Annotated in this window: 13 protein-coding genes and 1 riboswitch; of the genes, 4 read left to right on the forward strand and 9 right to left on the reverse strand. The window is 47.8% G+C overall.

Going from position 1 to position 16,919, the window contains the following annotated elements; all coding sequences use genetic code 11:
- Positions 1 to 113 precede the first annotated feature (113 nt).
- From H525_RS0116080 to H525_RS0116105, 6 genes are all read right to left on the reverse strand, one after another.
- Complete coding sequence (locus H525_RS0116080; RefSeq protein ID WP_027417010.1) at positions 114 to 311, reverse strand: YezD family protein; 198 nt, start codon at positions 309 to 311, stop codon at positions 114 to 116.
- Positions 304 to 747 (reverse strand): RrF2 family transcriptional regulator, encoded by a 444-nt coding sequence (locus H525_RS0116085; protein WP_027417011.1) that lies wholly within the window; start codon positions 745 to 747, stop codon positions 304 to 306. The genes H525_RS0116080 and H525_RS0116085 overlap by 8 nt, the downstream gene beginning before the upstream one ends.
- Before the next feature lie 335 nt (positions 748 to 1,082).
- Positions 1,083 to 2,957, reverse strand: a complete 1,875-nt coding sequence (locus tag H525_RS0116090) for a bifunctional homocysteine S-methyltransferase/methylenetetrahydrofolate reductase (protein WP_027417012.1) — start codon at positions 2,955 to 2,957, stop codon at positions 1,083 to 1,085.
- Between the two features lie 20 nt (positions 2,958 to 2,977).
- The gene (gene metH / locus H525_RS0116095) at positions 2,978 to 6,406 is read right to left on the reverse strand and encodes a methionine synthase (RefSeq protein ID WP_027417013.1); all 3,429 of its coding nucleotides are present in this window, start codon (positions 6,404 to 6,406) and stop codon (positions 2,978 to 2,980) included.
- 156 nt (positions 6,407 to 6,562) lie between these two features.
- Positions 6,563 to 6,670, reverse strand: a riboswitch (SAM riboswitch).
- 155 nt (positions 6,671 to 6,825) lie between these two features.
- Positions 6,826 to 7,140, reverse strand: a complete 315-nt coding sequence (locus H525_RS0116100) for a hypothetical protein (protein ID WP_027417014.1) — start codon at positions 7,138 to 7,140, stop codon at positions 6,826 to 6,828.
- Between the two features lie 56 nt (positions 7,141 to 7,196).
- Positions 7,197 to 7,949 (reverse strand): IclR family transcriptional regulator, encoded by a 753-nt coding sequence (locus tag H525_RS0116105; protein ID WP_035101596.1) that lies wholly within the window; start codon positions 7,947 to 7,949, stop codon positions 7,197 to 7,199.
- Between the two features lie 223 nt (positions 7,950 to 8,172).
- Here H525_RS0116105 and acnA point away from each other — a divergent pair, with 223 nt between their 5' ends.
- Positions 8,173 to 10,896 (forward strand): aconitate hydratase AcnA, encoded by a 2,724-nt coding sequence (gene acnA, locus H525_RS0116110; protein ID WP_027417016.1) that lies wholly within the window; start codon positions 8,173 to 8,175, stop codon positions 10,894 to 10,896.
- Between the two features lie 378 nt (positions 10,897 to 11,274).
- Here acnA and H525_RS0116115 read toward each other — a convergent pair whose 3' ends face one another.
- The gene (locus H525_RS0116115) at positions 11,275 to 11,754 is read right to left on the reverse strand and encodes a hypothetical protein (RefSeq protein WP_155837362.1); all 480 of its coding nucleotides are present in this window, start codon (positions 11,752 to 11,754) and stop codon (positions 11,275 to 11,277) included.
- 102 nt (positions 11,755 to 11,856) lie between these two features.
- Here H525_RS0116115 and H525_RS0116120 point away from each other — a divergent pair, with 102 nt between their 5' ends.
- The gene (locus H525_RS0116120) at positions 11,857 to 12,837 is read left to right on the forward strand and encodes an NAD(P)H-quinone oxidoreductase (RefSeq protein ID WP_027417018.1); all 981 of its coding nucleotides are present in this window, start codon (positions 11,857 to 11,859) and stop codon (positions 12,835 to 12,837) included.
- A gap of 94 nt (positions 12,838 to 12,931) precedes the next feature.
- Here the strand turns inward: H525_RS0116120 and H525_RS0116125 are convergent, their stop codons facing one another.
- Both H525_RS0116125 and H525_RS24455 read right to left on the reverse strand, forming a co-directional pair.
- Positions 12,932 to 13,135: a hypothetical protein gene (locus H525_RS0116125; protein ID WP_027417019.1), complete on the reverse strand. Its 204-nt coding sequence runs from the start codon at positions 13,133 to 13,135 to the stop codon at positions 12,932 to 12,934.
- A gap of 177 nt (positions 13,136 to 13,312) precedes the next feature.
- Positions 13,313 to 14,752, reverse strand: coding sequence for an NAD-dependent malic enzyme (locus tag H525_RS24455; protein ID WP_051331102.1), 1,440 nt, complete (start codon positions 14,750 to 14,752; stop codon positions 13,313 to 13,315).
- Positions 14,753 to 14,982: 230 nt separating this feature from the next.
- Between H525_RS24455 and dapD the strand changes: the two genes are divergently transcribed.
- Together dapD and H525_RS0116140 are read left to right on the forward strand one after the other, a co-directional pair.
- On the forward strand, positions 14,983 to 15,693 hold the full coding sequence (gene dapD / locus H525_RS0116135) for a 2,3,4,5-tetrahydropyridine-2,6-dicarboxylate N-acetyltransferase (RefSeq protein ID WP_027417020.1): 711 nt from the start codon (positions 14,983 to 14,985) through the stop codon (positions 15,691 to 15,693).
- An 8-nt stretch (positions 15,694 to 15,701) separates the two neighbouring features.
- Positions 15,702 to 16,838, forward strand: a complete 1,137-nt coding sequence (locus H525_RS0116140; RefSeq protein ID WP_027417021.1) for an N-acetyldiaminopimelate deacetylase — start codon at positions 15,702 to 15,704, stop codon at positions 16,836 to 16,838.
- Positions 16,839 to 16,919 lie beyond the last annotated feature (81 nt).

Below are 16,919 nucleotides of genomic sequence, written 5' to 3' on the forward strand. Positions count from 1 at the left end.
ACTGTAAAGCAACATATACTTTCTTTAACGATAAAAAAGGCTCCAGGTTCATCCGTATACCTGAAAGGTATACAAACAAACGTGGAGCCTTCGGCTGTCCGATCGGCTTCTTCTTATTTTTTCTTTTGGGACGGGAACGATGAAATCCGGGATGAAGGAGTTTTGGCTTCCAATGGGAACCGGCTTTTTACCGTTTTTTCCATCTGGGTAATTTTCGAATCGTGAATGGTTATAACCAGCGATCCATATTGGATGTCCTCCAATGCTTCCAGAATCATTTGAACTTCCGGATCATCCCGATGTTTACACATACGTAACTCCTCCAATCCTTTGCATTTCCAGATTTCCCGTTAATAAATCCCCCAGTGTGGTATTATCCAGCACTTGTGCGATGGTATCGCGTATTAAACCCCACAGAGGTTTGAGTAAACAGTTCTGTTCCAGGGGACAAGATTCATAAGAGGTTAAACTAACACATCCCATCGGTGCAAGCGGACCTTCCAGCTTACGGACTACTTCCCCAATGCAAATTTCCTCGGGCTGCTTACGCAAGGTGTATCCGCCTTGTGCACCACGCTTACTTTTGACAAAGCCGTGCATCTTTAACTGGAGAAGGATTTGTTCAAGATAATGAACAGGAACTAAAGTCTGTGCTGCAATCTCACTAATGGGAATGACCTGGTCATTATGCCGGCCCAATACGATGAGAGCACGCAGCGAATACTCCCCTCTGCTTGAAATCTTCATCATTCTCCCCCCTTCTCGACAATCTTGAGTGGTTTACTCAACAACACTCGACTATGCTTTAGCCTATGCCATAAGCATTGATTCTGTTCCTCGGTTTTTTCAAAATTAAGTTTAATAAAATCCTAACTAAACCACTCGGGAATGTCAACAAAAAATTCAAAAAATAAAACACTATAAAAACCATCAACCAGGCAGTTTGAATGTCTCTCCAAATTTATATAAATTGAAAACAGCAGTTGAACGAAAACCGATCGTCCCATCATGAAAAGCAGCATCCTGAATAGTCCCACACAGGAATGCTGCTTTTTACTCGTGCTTTCTCTTCTCCCTCTTCTCTACCGCGCGATGGACGCATGTAAAGACACGGCTGATCTCTCGTGTACATAGCGGGTTAATTCAGCCGTCATCTCATAATATGAGAATGGGGTAATTAAATAGATGCCTTTAAAATATTCCATGGCTGCGTCAAGAAGCTCCCGGGCAATGGCTACCCCTTCCGCGCGGGCCGCGGGGCCGCTTCCTACTTCACGCATGCGGGCACGCGCCATATCGGACAGTTTGATGCCAGGAACTTCATTATGGAGAAACTCCGCATTTCGCAAACCTGTTAATGGCATGATTCCGATAAAAATCGGAATAGAAAGATGCCGTGTCCCCTGATAAATCTGCTCAATCGTTTCCTCATCGTAGACAGGCTGGGTCATAATAAAATCTGCGCCGGCCTCCACTTTCTTCTCCAGACGCCGAATCGCCGCGTCGAATTGGCGGACATGCGGGTTAAATGCTGCGCCGACGATAAAATTCGCCCGCTGTTTGAGAGGTTTTCCCGAGAAGGTAAATCCCTCATTCAATTGCTTGATCATCCGGATTAAATCAAAGGAAGACACATCAAACACCGAACTGGCCCCGGGCAAATCACCGAACCGTGCCGGGTCTCCCGTAACGACCAGCACCTGATGCATACCGAGCGCGTGAAGCCCCATCAGGTGGGATTGCTGCCCGATTAAATTGCGGTCGCGGCAGGCGATATGGAGCAGCGGTTCCACACCCAATCGATTTTTGATGATGGAGCCGAGGGCCATGTTGCTCATCCGCGTGGTGGCTAGTGAATTGTCAGCCATTGTCACGGCATCCGCACCTGCCTCCTGCAGAGCGGCCGAACCCCTGACAAAATTCTCAATATCCAGCTCTTTCGGCGGATCAAATTCGACAATCACCGTATGGCGTTGGGCAACGGTATCGAGAATCCCCCGGTTCTCCATTTCCCGTTCAGAAACGGCAAGCGGAACGGAAATCGTCTCCTGTATTTCGCCTTCTTCCGGGTTGATCCGTGGCAGCGGATCCAGCCCTTCAAGCGCATCCGCCATGGCCCGAATATGGGCGGGTGTCGTCCCGCAGCAGCCGCCAATCAGGCGTGCTCCTTGTTCGCGAAAATGGAGAGCGGAGTCCGCAAAATATTGCGGAATGGATTTATACGCATATTCCCCATCCGACAGCCCGAGGCGGCCCGCGTTGGGGAAGACGGACAGCGGAATGTCTTCCGGAACGACAACGTTCTCAATTGAGCGCAAAATCTCCGTCGGTCCCATCCGACAATTCATGCCAACAACATCTGCACCGGCTTCCTGTAATGCCTTAAACGCCTGGCTTAACGTATAGCCGTCACGTGTACGCCCGACATCAATCGCGGCAATCTGGGCTACGATTGGAATATCAGAAAGCGGGCGGATCACCTGAAGCGCCAGCAGCAGTTCATCGAGGTCCAGAAAAGTCTCCAGGAGAATCGCATCAGGGTTCGCACTAAGCAAACCGAGCGCCTGTTCTTCAAATTGTTCACGATAGCCGTTCATTTTACTATCGCGGACTCTTCCTGCGTTAATCGAGCCGATGCCTCCAACGATATAAGCATCTTCTCCTACTGCGCGCCGCGCGATTTGTACGGCTGCCCGGTTGATGCGTGCGGTTTTATCTTCAAGCCCGTGCTTGGCAAGCGCCTGGCGGTGAGCGCCAAACGTATTCGTCTGGATGAAGCGGGCGCCGGCTTTGTAATAGCTTCGATGGACGGAGGCGATTAAATCCGGATTCGATAGATTTAATTCTTCATAACAGATTCCAATCGGTACTCCTTGCTGATACAGCCAGGTTGCCATCGCGCCATCGCCGATCACCAGGTGGTCGGCAAGGTATGCTTTTAAATTTTCCTTTTTCATTTTCACTCCCCCTGACTCTATCAATCCGCGTTAAAATATCTTGCTTCCGGATGAGAGAATACCATAGCGGATACAGAGGCTTCCGGTTCCATCATGCAGCCCTCTGTCAGTACGACTCCGATATCTTCCGGATTCATCAGGCTAAACAGCAGCTCCTGATCCTCCAGGTTCGGGCATGCCGGGTAGCCAAACGATACCCGTATTCCCTGATAGCGCGCGCCAAATCGTTCGAGCATGGTCATGTCAGCCGGATCCGGGAATCCCCATCCATCCCGAATCATATGGTGGATGCGTTCCGCATAAGCTTCCGCCAGTTCAAGCGCCAGAGCCTGCAGCACGTGGGACCGGAGATAATCCCCTTTGTTCTTCCATTCTTCCGCTTTCTCACGGATTCCCTGCCCTGCAGTGACAACGAGAAAAGCAATATAGTCCATAACGCCGCTGTCAATCGGCTTGACAAAGTCGGCGAGGCAGAGATAAGGTTCCTCTTTCTGACGCGGGAATGTAAAAGTTTTAATAATTTTGCTGTGGTCGTTCGGATCATAAATATATACATCGTTATCTTTGGACTGGGCCGGGAAGAAGCGGTACATGCCGTGGGCTTTAATTAAACCGGTCGTTTTCGCTTCCTCAATCAATCCATCAATAACTTCTTTAAGTTCAACTGTTTTCGGATCTCCTTCTGCGAGAAGTTTATCGACATTTCCGCGTACACCAAGGTGTTTGCCAATCAGCATCCGCAGATTTAAATACGGCTGCAGATACGAAAGCGGGTAATCGGTAAAAATATGGCGTTCCAAATCGGGCGCTATATATAACGGTGTATCAACGCTTATCGCAGAGCGCTTCGATTTGGATGAAGCGGTTTCCTTTTCATCCTCCGCCTTTGTCTTTGCCTCCAGCTGTGCCTGACGGATTTCCTGCAGCTTCTGTACGAGCCGTTCATTTTCCTCCGGATTCGTAATCTTATTTGCCAGATCCAGGCCGTCCATCGCATCTTTCGCATAGAGCACCAGCCCCTCATATTCAGGCGTAATGCGGGTTTCAGTAAATTTACGAGTGAGGGCCGCACCTCCGACCATAATCGGAGCCTCAATTCCTGCCGCGCGTAAGTCCTGCGCCGTTGTCACCATCTGCTGGGCTGATTTAACGAGAAGCCCTGACAATCCGATCATATCCGGCTTTTCTTCGCGGTAAGCCTGAATAAGCTGTTCCGGCGGCACTTTAATGCCGAGGTTAATAATTTTATAGCCGTTGTTCGAGAGAATGATTTCAACCAGATTTTTTCCGATATCGTGCACGTCGCCTTTTACCGTGGCCAGAAGAACCTTTCCTTTTGTGGCGGTTTCCGTCTTTTCCATAAACGTTTCCAGGTAAGCGACAGATGCTTTCATGACTTCCGCACTTTGCAGCACTTCGGCCACGATCAGCTGGTTATCGTTGAAAAGGCGCCCAACCTCGGCCATGCCGTCCATCAGCGGACCGTTGATGATTTCAAGTGGGGAATATTTCTCGAGCGCCAACTGCAGGTCGGGAATCAACCCCTCCTTCGTGCCTTCCACAACATAATAACCAAGGCGTTCCTCCAGCGTGAGGTTAAGCACTTCTTCCGATTTCTTTTCTACTTTTTTCTCGCGGTAAAAGGCTGTAAAGGAAGCGAGATTTTCATCATTCGTATGAAACAGGAGATCCTCGGCCATCTTCTTCTCTTCGTCAGGGATCGATGCGTAACGCTCTAATTTCTCCGTGTTTACAATCGCGTAGTCGAGGCCGGCCTTTGTACAATGGTACAAGTAGACGGCATTGAGCACTTCACGGCCCGTCGCAGGCAACCCGAATGAAACGTTGCTGACACCGAGAATCGTCTGGCACTGCGGGAACTCTTCCTTAATCAGTCGGATGCCTTCCACCGTTTCCTTGGCTGAACCGATATAAGCTTCATCCCCTGTTCCTACCGGGAACACAAGCGGGTCAAAAATAATATCATGCGGGTCAAGCTTGTGTTTGTTGACGAGTAAATCATAGGAACGTTTGGCTATCTCAAGCTTGCGTTCCGCGGTTACACCCATTCCTGCTTCATCGATTGTTCCGACGACAACGGCGCTGCCGAACCGCTTAATCAACGGCAGCACTTCTTCAAACCGCTTTTCCCCGTCTTCGAGATTAATTGAATTGATAATGGCTTTGCCCTGGGAATACGTAAGAGCAAGTTCGATGACCGATGCGTCGGTCGAATCAATCATGAGCGGCACTTTTACCTTTTTCGCAACAAACTTTAAAAACTCTTCCATATCCTTTTTTTCGTCGCGATCCGGGTCGGCAAGGCATATATCAATCACGTGGGCCCCCCGTTTAACCTGGGCGCGCGCAATTTCAGATGCTTCTTCATACTGACCGTCCGCAATCAACGTCCGGAATTTTTTGGAACCGATAACGTTCGTCCTCTCTCCAACAAATAACGGGCGGTTATCCTTTTCCAAATAAACCGGTTCAATCCCCGATACTGCATGGCCATGCTGTTCGGCTGACTGGCGGGGTGGGATATCTTTTAACGCCTCGCTTATCGCCCGGATATGGTCAGGCGTCGTACCGCAGCATCCGCCGGCAATATTAATCCAGCCTTTTTCTGCGAATGCTGCTAATTTCACGGCAAGCCCCTGCGGCGATTCATGGTAATGCCCGTCTTCGTCCGGCAGACCTGCATTCGGATAGCAGCTAACGGCACAGGAGGCCAACCCGGAAAGAGTGCGTATATGGTCGCGCATAAATTCCGGCCCGGTCGCGCAATTGAGCCCGATCGAAATCGGTTTCAGATGTTCCAGAGAAAGGTAGAAAGCTTCTATGTTTTGCCCGGCAAGGGTCGTTCCCATCGGTTCAATCGTGCCTGAAATCATCACCGGAACCTTGCGGCCAAGCTTCTCAAACGCTTTGTTGATACCGATTCCCCCCGCTTTTACATTCAGCGTATCCTGCGAGGTTTCAAGGAGAAGCACGTCGACTCCCCCCTCAATAAGCCCTACTGCCTGTTCATAGTAGGACTCAACCAGTTCTGTGAACGTTGTCCCACCGGTGACAGACAATGTTTTCGTTGTAGGTCCCATTGATCCGGCAACATAGCGGGGCCATTCTTCCGTAGAATACTTGTCGGCCGCTTCCCGTGCCAGGCGGGCCGCCTCTCTGTTGATTTCCAGTGCTTTATCCTGCAGGTCATATTCAGCGAGAACAATCGATGTGGCACCAAAGGTGTTTGTTTCAATAATGTCGGAGCCTGCCTCCAGGTAGGTTTCATGAATGCTTCGGATTACATCGGGGCGTGTAAGGTTTAACATTTCATTGCACCCTTCATACTGCTCGCCGCCAAAATCTTCAGCCGTTAAATTGGCCTGCTGGAGCATCGTCCCCATCGCGCCGTCCAATACGAGGATTTTTTTCTGTAATTGTGTCTCCATGGGAGTTTTTATAAAGGTTGCGGTTTCGCTCATCTGTTTCGTTCCCTTCCTGGCTGTTACGCCCTTTTCTTTCACATATAAATTTCTTGCGTATAAGTATAAAAGGCCTTCCCTTATCAGGAAGGCCTTATCATCGAGGTAAGACTGTAGCACACGATCTTATCTCTCAGGAAAACCTTCTCCTGCTGGAATTGGCACCGTTGCATGTGTATGCCGGTTGCCGGGCGTCATCGGGCCAGTCCCTCAGCCTGCTCTTGATAAGAAAAATAATTCTTTTATTTTTTATAATTATTAATCATCCGACCTGCATAGTCAATAGGAAGTTCTCCATAAAAGTGTCCGAAAATTTTTTACCGTATATCTGAGCAAGCAGCTTCCGGCTGCACAGGAAAGCCTCTCATTTGAATTGAACGAGAAAGTCACTGCTCGGCAAATTCATCAAATTTTACATGGTAGATAAAATTCATCCCACTTGCGGAATGTTTGATTTCCACCTCGGATACATCTTCGACTGCCGGTTTTAAATCGATCAAAACTTCACTTTTTTCCTGTATTTTTTTCTCTTCGTACAAGTGAATCAGCCATGCGAGTGCTTCTTCCGTCAAAGGCAGCCCGACAACCTGGTTGCCATCAGCCGGAACATGTACGAGCTTTTGATTATCCACAAAGGAACGTACGGTGTCTTGAAGCACATCCAGCTGTGCCGGAGATAAATAAATTTTGTATTCAGCCATGCCTATCGATCCTCTCTGCTCTCAAGTGTTCTTCCTTATTGCGGTTCCCGCTTGCATCACTTAATCATTTTGCCCATTCTTTTTGCAGCTTCCATTACCTCGGGAGCAATTTCCTTCATTTTATCCTGGGTTAAACGATTGTAAGGTCCGGATACGGAAAGAGCTGCCACTAACTCCCCTCTCCTGTTAAAAAGCGGAACGGAAACAGCGGCGGCTCCTTCTTCCCGTTCTCCTATACTGGTTGCATAGCCATTACTCCTAATTTCCTCCAGCTGGTCGATATACGTCTGCCGGTCAATATAAGGAGGCCATTCCGGGTCGTCCAACACCTTTTCCCTCACTTGCGCATCCGCATAAGCAACAAGTACTTTACTGGACGCCCCTACGTATAACGGAAGCCTGGCTCCGATGGGCGCCACCCTCCGAATGGTCTGGGTACTCTCAGCCGCCTGAATGCGTACACGTTCATTTCCATTACGGATATACAGACTAATTGTTTCACCCAATAGGTCACGCAGGCGAATCATCTCCGGCAGCAGCAGTGTAGCCGGGTCATCTTCCTGCGTTAAATTCGCCGATAACTCCCATACTCGAAAACCAAGGCGGTATTTTTCTGTTTCCGGATGGCGGGTTAAGAAGCCTCGTCCTTCCAGGGAAGCGAGCAGGCGGTATACCGTGCTTTTATTCAATCCTACTTTTTGTGAAATGGCTGTCAGCGTCAACTCTTTCGCATCTGTAAAGCAGAGCAGAATATCCAGGGCCCTGTCAACTGCCCGCACTGTATTTTTATTTTCTGAGTTATCTGTCATTACCATCACCCTCTGTGGAAAACTTGGCTAGTATTTCATTGTGTGAAACCAAGTTGCAGTATTTCACATTATACCTCCTTTAAAGCTATCAGTAAACATGGACCCGACTTTTAAAAAAAACAAAAAATCTATTGAACGTTTACTGCTAAAGGAAGTATAATAGTATCGAGAAGAGAAACTGAGTTTCACTCAATGAAACAATAACTGTACGGGAGGGTACCATATGGCTAAGAAAGATGCTTATTCAGTGCGCTCCAACCTGAAAGTTGGAGATAAATCTTACGCGTACTATTCATTGAAAAGCCTCGAGGATAAAGGACTAGGCCCGATTTCAAAGCTGCCTTTTTCTATTAAAGTGTTGCTTGAAGCCGCCGTTCGCCAGTTTGATGGCGTGGCCGTTACAGAAGAACATGTAAAACAACTGGCAACATGGTCAGAAGGCCGTGATGCAAACCAGGAAGTGCCTTTCACTCCTGCGCGTATCGTCCTGCAAGACTTCACCGGTGTACCTGCAGTCGTTGACCTTGCTGCAATGCGCCTTGCGATGAAGAGCATGGGTGGAAACCCTGAGCGGATTAACCCGCTTGTTCCGGTTGACCTCGTCATTGACCACTCTGTCATGGTTGATGATTACGGCAACCCTAACGCGCTTGAAAACAACATGAAGCTGGAATTCCAGCGCAATGAAGAACGCTATCGTTTCCTTCGCTGGGCACAAACCGCTTTTGATAACTTCCGTGCCGTTCCGCCGGATACAGGTATCGTTCACCAGGTAAACCTTGAGTACCTTGCCTCCGTTGCCGCAACAAAAGAAGTTGACGGAGAAACCGTCGTATTCCCGGATTCTCTGGTAGGTACGGACTCACACACTACGATGATTAACGGGATTGGTGTTGTCGGATGGGGAGTTGGCGGTATCGAAGCCGAAGCCGGAATGCTTGGACAGCCTCTCTACTTCGTAACACCTGAAGTTGTCGGTTTCAAATTAACCGGAAAACTCACTGAAGGGGCAACGGCAACCGACCTCGCGCTGACTGTTGTAAACATTCTTCGCAAAAAAGGTGTAGTCGGCAAATTCGTAGAATTCTTTGGCCCCGGACTTTCCGCTATCACGGTTGAAGACCGTGCCACAGTAGCTAACATGGCTCCTGAATACGGCGCAACTATGGGCTTCTTCCCTGTTGACAGCGAAACGCTGAACTTCCTCCGTGCTACAGGCCGCAGCGAAGAACAGGTTGCTCTTGTTGAAGCGTACTATAAAACACAGGGGATCTTCCGTGAAGACAACACGCCGGATCCTGTGTTCTCTGAAACAATCGAACTCGATCTTTCTACCGTTGTTCCAACGCTTGCCGGCCCGAAACGCCCGCAGGATCGCATCGAACTTACTTCTATGAAAAAAGTCTTTAACGATGCGCTTCGCATTCCGGTCGACAAAAACGGATTCGGCTTAACGGATGAACAAATCGAGAAAAAAGTTCCGATTGCCCATAAAAACGGTAAAAAATCCGAACTTTCGACAGGTGCCGTTGTCATCGCAGCTATCACAAGCTGTACAAACACTTCCAATCCAAGTGTAATGCTTGGCGCAGGACTGGTGGCAAAGAAAGCCGTTGAAAAAGGACTTGTTAAACCTGAATATGTAAAAACAAGCTTGACTCCTGGTTCCCGTGTCGTAACCCAGTACCTGCAAGACGCCGGGTTAATCGAATCGCTTGAAAAATTAGGCTTCTACGTAGCCGGTTACGGTTGTGCTACATGTATCGGTAACAGCGGTCCGCTTCCTGAAGAAGTAGGAAACGCCATTACTGAGAATGATATGACTGTTGCAGCGGTTCTGAGCGGAAATCGTAACTTCGAAGGCCGTGTCCACCCATTAGTGAAAGCCAACTACCTGGCTTCTCCGCCGCTCGTTGTTGCTTACGCGCTGGCTGGTACGGTGAATATTGACCTGACAACAGAGCCAATCGGCTATGATCAAAGTAATCAGCCGGTATATCTGAAAGATATCTGGCCGACCAACGAAGAAATTAAACAAGCGATCGCCAAAGCGCTTCGTCCTGAAGTGTTCGCTAAAGAATATGGCAATGTATTGACTTCCAACCCGCGCTGGAATGCGATTCAATTCCCGGAAGGACAGCTTTATGAGTGGGATGAAAAATCAACTTATATCGCCGAACCTCCATTCTTCAGCGGCCTGACAGCTGAAGCGGGCAACATTAAAGAAATTGAAGGCGCAAAAACACTTGCATACCTCGGAGATTCCGTAACAACCGACCACATCTCCCCTGCAGGTAACATTGCTCCAACAAGCCCGGCAGGCCTGTACCTTACAGAACACGGCGTAGCACGTGCCGACTTCAACTCGTACGGTTCCCGCCGTGGTAACCATGAAGTTATGATGCGCGGTACATTTGCGAATATTCGTATCCGCAACAAGATGGCTCCTGGTACAGAAGGCGGCGTAACCACTTACCTGCCGACAGGTGAAATAATGCCAATCTATGATGCAGCGATGAAGTATCAAGAGTCCGGCACACCTCTCGTGATTATTGCGGGTAAAGAATACGGTACCGGAAGCTCCCGTGACTGGGCTGCGAAAGGAACATTCCTCCTTGGAGTGAAAGCCGTTATCGCTGAAAGCTTTGAACGTATCCACCGCAGCAACCTTGTAGGTATGGGTGTACTCCCGCTGCAATTTGTGGAAGGTACAAACGGGGAAACGCTTGGTATCACAGGTACCGAAACATTTGATATCTTCGGTTTAAGCAACGATATTAAACCGGGGCAAACAACGAAAGTAACCGCAACCCGTCCAGACGGTTCCACATTTGAATTCGATGTCATCATTCGCCTTGACAGTGTTGTTGACGTGGAATACTATCGCAATGGTGGTATCCTGCAAACTGTGCTCCGCCAGCTTGCCTCTGAAAAAGCTGGAGTATAATATAACTCGGTATAACATGTGACATAATTTTAAGATGGGGCTGTCTCAAAGTAGTTTTTTTACTGGGGGACAGCCCCTTGCACTTATTTTAGCAGGACTATCGAATAATATACAGGTATGACGCCGACCAGGACACGGTAAGAGTTGATAGTATCGGACCGCGGATAAAAGAGAGACCTCGGCCCGACCATGACCCGTATAGCAAGGCGGAAAAGCGAATAATTCAGCGTCAATAAGAAAAGAAGGAATCTGTCCCAATCCCCCATGATTAGAAAATGGCTTTTGGCACCGCCTCATCTTTTTTTCAATTAATGCTCTATTTACGAAGAACAACTATCAAACGACTGTCTTTACAGGCTTAATATTGGAGAATTGAATTTATCTTCGTTCCTCCCACACCTCATCGATTTTCTTCAACAAATTACGGATGGTCTCATCATCAAACTTCTGCTCTTTTTTAAAGTTGCTTACCAGGGAAAGGAAAGCTTGCCGTTTTTCGTCGTCTTCCTCTTCCTCCTCCACAGCAGCCGGATCAAACCAGACATACGGGTCCATATTACTCCCGCGCAAATACGTATGCTTCCAGTTGTCAGGATATGCGTATTCCTTTTCACCCAGAATGATGGCCAATACATCATCATTATCAACCGGCAGGAAATGGTCAAACACTTCTTCCACCCCGCCTTCCATTAGATGAATATGCCGCTGTGTATAGCGAACAAAATGCTCTCCCGTTGTCGCATCCTTTACCACCGCATACATTTCGTTTTCATCTTCCTGTAACGGTTTAACCTGTTCGATCCTTTTCTCAATTTCTTCATGTGGGACTATCTTCAGTTCAGTAATTGAAGTATTCATGTTTGTCGTCCTTTCTTTCATCCTTCTCCTTAATACGATATCATAATAAAGAAGAATCATCGAATTTTAAAGCGTGCCACACGTGACAGGAGGTAAAAAAACTTGAAAGCTGTACTTGTCGAGGAAGCAACAAAAACGCTTTATATTGGGGAAGCGGAAATCCCTGCGCCGGGAGAAGATGAACTGCTGGTCGATGTCAGGGCCACCGCATTAAACCGGGCTGACTTATTACAAAAACGAGGCCTGTATCCTCCTCCGGCAGGCGCGTCATCCATTATCGGCCTCGAAATGGCTGGGATGGTAGCCGCCGTGGGAAACAAGGTTCAAGGGTGGAAAAAAGGCGATCGGATTTGCGCGCTGCTCCCCGGCGGCGGCTATGCCGAGCGTGTAACGATTCCTGCCCAGATGGCCATTCCCATCCCTGAAAATTTATCATTTGAAGAAGCGGCTGCGATTCCAGAAGTATTTCTCACCGCCTATCTAAACCTGTTTGTTCTCGGGGGGTTAAAACCGGAACACACGGTTCTCATTCACGCGGGAGCAAGCGGGGTTGGCACAGCGGCTATTCAACTTGTCCGGGAAGCAGGGGCGCGTTCCATCGTCACGGCTGGTTCAGAAGAAAAAAGAAAGAAGTGTCTCGAATTAGGCGCTGACATCACGATCGACTACAAGGAAGGGCCTTTTGCGCCAAAAGTAAAGGAAGCAACAAATGGAACGGGTGTCAATATTATTCTGGATTTTATCGGGGCGAGCTACTGGGAGCAGAATATTTCTTCGCTCGCTACTGATGGAAGGTTAATTATTATCGGAACGATGGGAGGGGCCAAAGCGGAGTCGATAAATCTTGGGCTTCTGCTCTCCCGACGCCTGCAGGTTATCGGGACGGCGCTTCGCACCAGGTCGGTGGAGGATAAAATTAAGCTAACGAAAGAATTTAGCGAATTTGCTCTTCCGCGTTTTGCCGACGGGCGGTTGAAGCCTGTGATCGATTCTGTGTTTGACTGGGAACATGTAAACGATGCGCATGCCTATATGGAGCAAAACAAGAATATAGGAAAAATTGTTCTCCGTGTACACAACTAGGCAAAACGACGGAAAGGGGGCACAGCCCCCTCCCCCTGATTACGGTCCACTCTTGCATATCCTGCTCAGTTTGCATATTAGATGATTGATGGTTTTACATGACTTTAATCTCTTGACGAATAGCCGTTTGGGGTGTAGCGATAACGAGAGAATCGAGAACACGAATCCAGCCTTGTTCCGCACAAACATTGGCTTCTGTCATAATAATTTCTGCAGGTGCATTCATTAAAACAGCAAGTTCCTCCATGTCGACTCTTCCTTTTTCCCAGATAACGCTCAAGAATTGTGTTCTAAACATGTCGCTCCCCCTTCGCTTATTACGAGATAAAATCATTATACACCGATTTGAAAGAATATTTTGTCTATTTAAGTCGACAATCTAATAAAATTATTGTAGATTCGCCGTACATTCTTTCTTTTTTAGAACAAAGACAGCCGTTCCACAATTTCGAAACGACTGTCTTATCATTATCCTTTACAACCACTCGTTGTCGTCCGCCTCTTTTCGGTTGCGGGGAACTTTACGTGCAACGCCCGATTTGACGGCAGCCTTAATAACGGCTTCCTTCACCCGTTTCACTACCTGGTTGTTAAATACGCTCGGGATTATGTACTGCTCATTCAATTGGCTATCTGTAATAATCGAAGCGATCGCATGCGCAGCCGCTACTTTCATTTCTTCATTAATATCGGTTGCCCGGCAATCAAAAGCTCCGCGGAAGATCCCCGGAAAACAGAGCACATTGTTAATCTGATTCGGGTAATCCGACCTTCCTGTGGCAAGCACACGTACAACACCTATCGCCTCTTCCGGATCAATTTCCGGTTGAGGATTCGCCATGGCAAAAACAATCGGGTCTTTTGCCATGGTACGGATACTGTCCCTTGTTAAAATGTTCCCCCTGGAAACGCCGATAAACACATCCGCATCCACCAAGGCATCCTCAAGAGGGCCTTCGATATTATCCGGATTTGTAATCGAAGCAATTTCCTGCCAAACGGGATTTGTATAGGTCTGGGAACGTGAAAGAATTCCGTCTTTATCTGTCCCAATCACATGCCGCGCTCCGGCACTTAACAGAATTTTTGTGCATGCCACCCCGGCCGCACCCATTCCGGTTACGACAATTTTACATTCTTCAATTTTTTTGCCGACAATTTTCAACGCATTGAGCAGACCCGCCAGAATGACGACTGCTGTGCCGTGCTGGTCATCATGGAAAACGGGGATGTCGAGCCGCTCACGCAGCGCTCTTTCAATCTCAAAACAGCGCGGCGCCGAAATATCTTCAAGGTTAATTCCGCCAAAACCGGGAGCCAAACGAACAATCGTATCGATAATTTCCTGCGTATCTTTCGTATCCAGGCAGATCGGGAAGGCATCCACATTCGCTAACTGCTTAAATAGCATGGCTTTCCCCTCCATAACCGGCATGGCAGCATAAGGACCAATATCACCCAATCCCAACACGGCTGTCCCATCGCTGATAATGGCTACCGTATTTCGCTTAATCGTTAATTTATAAGCGTTCTCTCGTTCCTCAGCAATGGCCTCACATATCCGTGCAACACCCGGCGTGTATACGCGTGAAAGGTCATCGCGGTTCTGAATCGGCCGTTTGGATTTAATTTCAACTTTTCCACCAATATGTACCAAGAACGTTCGGTCAGATACCGTAAGTACTTTTACGCCTGGTATCCTGCCGATATTTTTTATAATTTCGTCAGTCTGGCTCTGATTTCTCGCATTAATCGTAATGTCCCGGACTGAGATTTCATTGGATGATTCAATGACGTCGATGGCTACGATATCGCCTTCCGCCTCACTTACCGCCGCAGCAATATCAACAAAGTTCGCCTGCTGCGTTTCCATTTCCAATCGCAGAATCACACTAATACCCGAAGATGTTTTCATAACAGTACCTCTCTTTATTAAAAAATAATATAATTATGCTGACTATATAAATATTTATAATTATACCTTATCACTTTTGATTACAAAAAGGCAGATACACACATAAAAAGAATATACATGATTTTAACCGGTAACGCTAACTTTGAGCTTTCATGATTCAACTGCGGGGCAACGAATGATATAATGCAATCATGAGCACTTTAGTGTAGTAATGAAGGGAGAAAACATCAATGAATCAAATGAATGCCAATCAAATTATTGAATTTATTCAAAAAAGCGAAAAGAAAACCCCGGTGAAAGTACATATTAAAGGGAACATTGAGGGAATAGAATTTGGCGCGAATACAAAATCCTTTGTTACCGGCAATGTCGGCATACTGTTCGGTGACTGGAAAGAAATCCAGCCCGTTCTTGAAGCAAACCGGGATAAAATTGAAGATTTTGTCTTAGAAAATGACCGTAGAAATTCCGCCATTCCCCTTTTAGATATGACAAATATTCAAGCCCGCATCGAGCCAGGCGCGATTATTCGTGATCAGGTAACGATTGGAAACAATGCCGTCATTATGATGGGGGCCATGATTAATATCGGAGCCGTGATTGGTGAAGGCACAATGATTGATATGAACGCAGTAGTAGGCGGACGCGGCACAATCGGCAAGAATTGCCACATCGGCGCCGGCGCAGTCGTAGCAGGTGTCATTGAACCGCCATCAGCCACCCCGGTCATCATCGAAGACGATGTGGTCGTTGGAGCTAATGCCGTCATCCTCGAAGGTATTCGTGTAGGCAAAGGTTCAGTTGTCGCTGCCGGTGCTGTCGTCATTGAAGACGTTCCGGAAAATGTCGTCGTTGCCGGTACACCTGCCCGCATTATTAAAAGAATTGATGAGAAGACAAAGTCGAAAACGGAAATTAAACAAGAGCTCCGTCAATTATAAGGTGTCTTATGACAGAAACCGTGAACCATTCTTTTGTTGAAATTCGCCGAAGTCTGCACCAGATTCCTGAGCCTGGCTTTGCCGAGTTTAAAACCCAGCAGTTCCTTCTGGATTATCTCGCTTCCCTGCCACAGGAACGAATGGAGATTAAAACATGGCGCACAGGAATTCTTGTAAAAATCAAGGGAACTGACCCACGCAAACGTATCGGATATCGGGCGGATATGGACGGGCTTCCCATCAATGAAGAAACCACGTACGATTTCAGGTCCGCCCATCCGGGCTATATGCACGCTTGCGGACATGACATGCACATGGCCATCGGTCTTGGCGTGCTCACTTATTTTGTGGAAAACAAGGTGAAAGATGACCTTATTTTCATTTTCCAACCCGCTGAGGAAGGCCCGGGCGGTGCCCTTCCGATGATGCAGAGCGAGGAATTTGCTTCCTGGAAACCGGACTGTATCTTTGCCCTTCATGTGGCACCGGAATATCCGGTAGGTACGATTGCAACAAGGCCAGGCATCTTATTTGCTAATACATCCGAGCTGTTTATCGATTTAACCGGCAAAGGAGGCCATGCAGCCTTTCCGCACACAGCAAACGATATGATTGTGGCCGCCGCGCATCTGGCTACCCAGCTTCAAAGTATTGTTTCACGCAATATCGACCCGCTGGATTCAGGCGTAGTAACCATTGGAAAAATTGAAGCCGGGACGAAACAAAATATCATTGCTGAAAAGGCTCGTTTGGAAGGCACAATCCGTACCCTTTCAGCCGAGTCTATGCAAAAAATTAAATCCCGGATCGAAGCGCTTGTCCACGGCATTGAAACGGGTTTTGAATGCAGTGCGGTGATTGATTACGGCTCGAATTACTGCCAAGTTTATAATGAAGAGACCTTAACGGGCGAATTTATGAATTGGGTGCGGGAAAACAATGTTGTGAATCTAATCGAGTGCAAAGAAGCGATGACCGGGGAAGACTTCGGATATTTCCTTGCTGACATTCCCGGCTTTATGTTCTGGTTAGGCGTAGACACTCCGTACGGGCTGCACCACGCAAAGATTGAGCCGAGCGAGCAGGCCATTCCCGTGGCCATTGATTTACTAACCCGTTATCTGTCGTGGAAGGCTAATTCGTAACTTGTAAAAAAGTAAACACAAAACAAAAGGGCGCGAGATGCATCGAATCGGTTTATATTTGCAAAGTTTCCCTTGCAGGAA

Origin of the sequence: Aneurinibacillus terranovensis DSM 18919, from assembly GCF_000430625.1 — a bacterium.
GTDB lineage: Bacteria > Bacillota > Bacilli > Aneurinibacillales > Aneurinibacillaceae > Aneurinibacillus_B > Aneurinibacillus_B terranovensis.

What these genes read in the sequence shown, in the direction of transcription:
- H525_RS0116080 (WP_027417010.1), bottom strand. Translation starts at nt 311, where the DNA reads ATGTGTAAACATCGGGATGATCCGGAAGTTCAAATGATTCTGGAAGCA.
- H525_RS0116085 (WP_027417011.1), bottom strand. Translation starts at nt 747, where the DNA reads ATGAAGATTTCAAGCAGAGGGGAGTATTCGCTGCGTGCTCTCATCGTA.
- H525_RS0116090 (WP_027417012.1), bottom strand. Translation starts at nt 2,957, where the DNA reads ATGAAAAAGGAAAATTTAAAAGCATACCTTGCCGACCACCTGGTGATC.
- metH (WP_027417013.1), bottom strand. Translation starts at nt 6,406, where the DNA reads ATGGAGACACAATTACAGAAAAAAATCCTCGTATTGGACGGCGCGATG.
- H525_RS0116100 (WP_027417014.1), bottom strand. Translation starts at nt 7,140, where the DNA reads ATGGCTGAATACAAAATTTATTTATCTCCGGCACAGCTGGATGTGCTT.
- H525_RS0116105 (WP_035101596.1), bottom strand. Translation starts at nt 7,949, where the DNA reads ATGACAGATAACTCAGAAAATAAAAATACAGTGCGGGCAGTTGACAGG.
- acnA (WP_027417016.1), top strand. Translation starts at nt 8,173, where the DNA reads ATGGCTAAGAAAGATGCTTATTCAGTGCGCTCCAACCTGAAAGTTGGA.
- H525_RS0116115 (WP_155837362.1), bottom strand. Translation starts at nt 11,754, where the DNA reads ATGAATACTTCAATTACTGAACTGAAGATAGTCCCACATGAAGAAATT.
- H525_RS0116125 (WP_027417019.1), bottom strand. Translation starts at nt 13,135, where the DNA reads ATGTTTAGAACACAATTCTTGAGCGTTATCTGGGAAAAAGGAAGAGTC.
- H525_RS24455 (WP_051331102.1), bottom strand. Translation starts at nt 14,752, where the DNA reads ATGAAAACATCTTCGGGTATTAGTGTGATTCTGCGATTGGAAATGGAA.
- dapD (WP_027417020.1), top strand. Translation starts at nt 14,983, where the DNA reads ATGAATCAAATGAATGCCAATCAAATTATTGAATTTATTCAAAAAAGC.
- H525_RS0116140 (WP_027417021.1), top strand. Translation starts at nt 15,702, where the DNA reads ATGACAGAAACCGTGAACCATTCTTTTGTTGAAATTCGCCGAAGTCTG.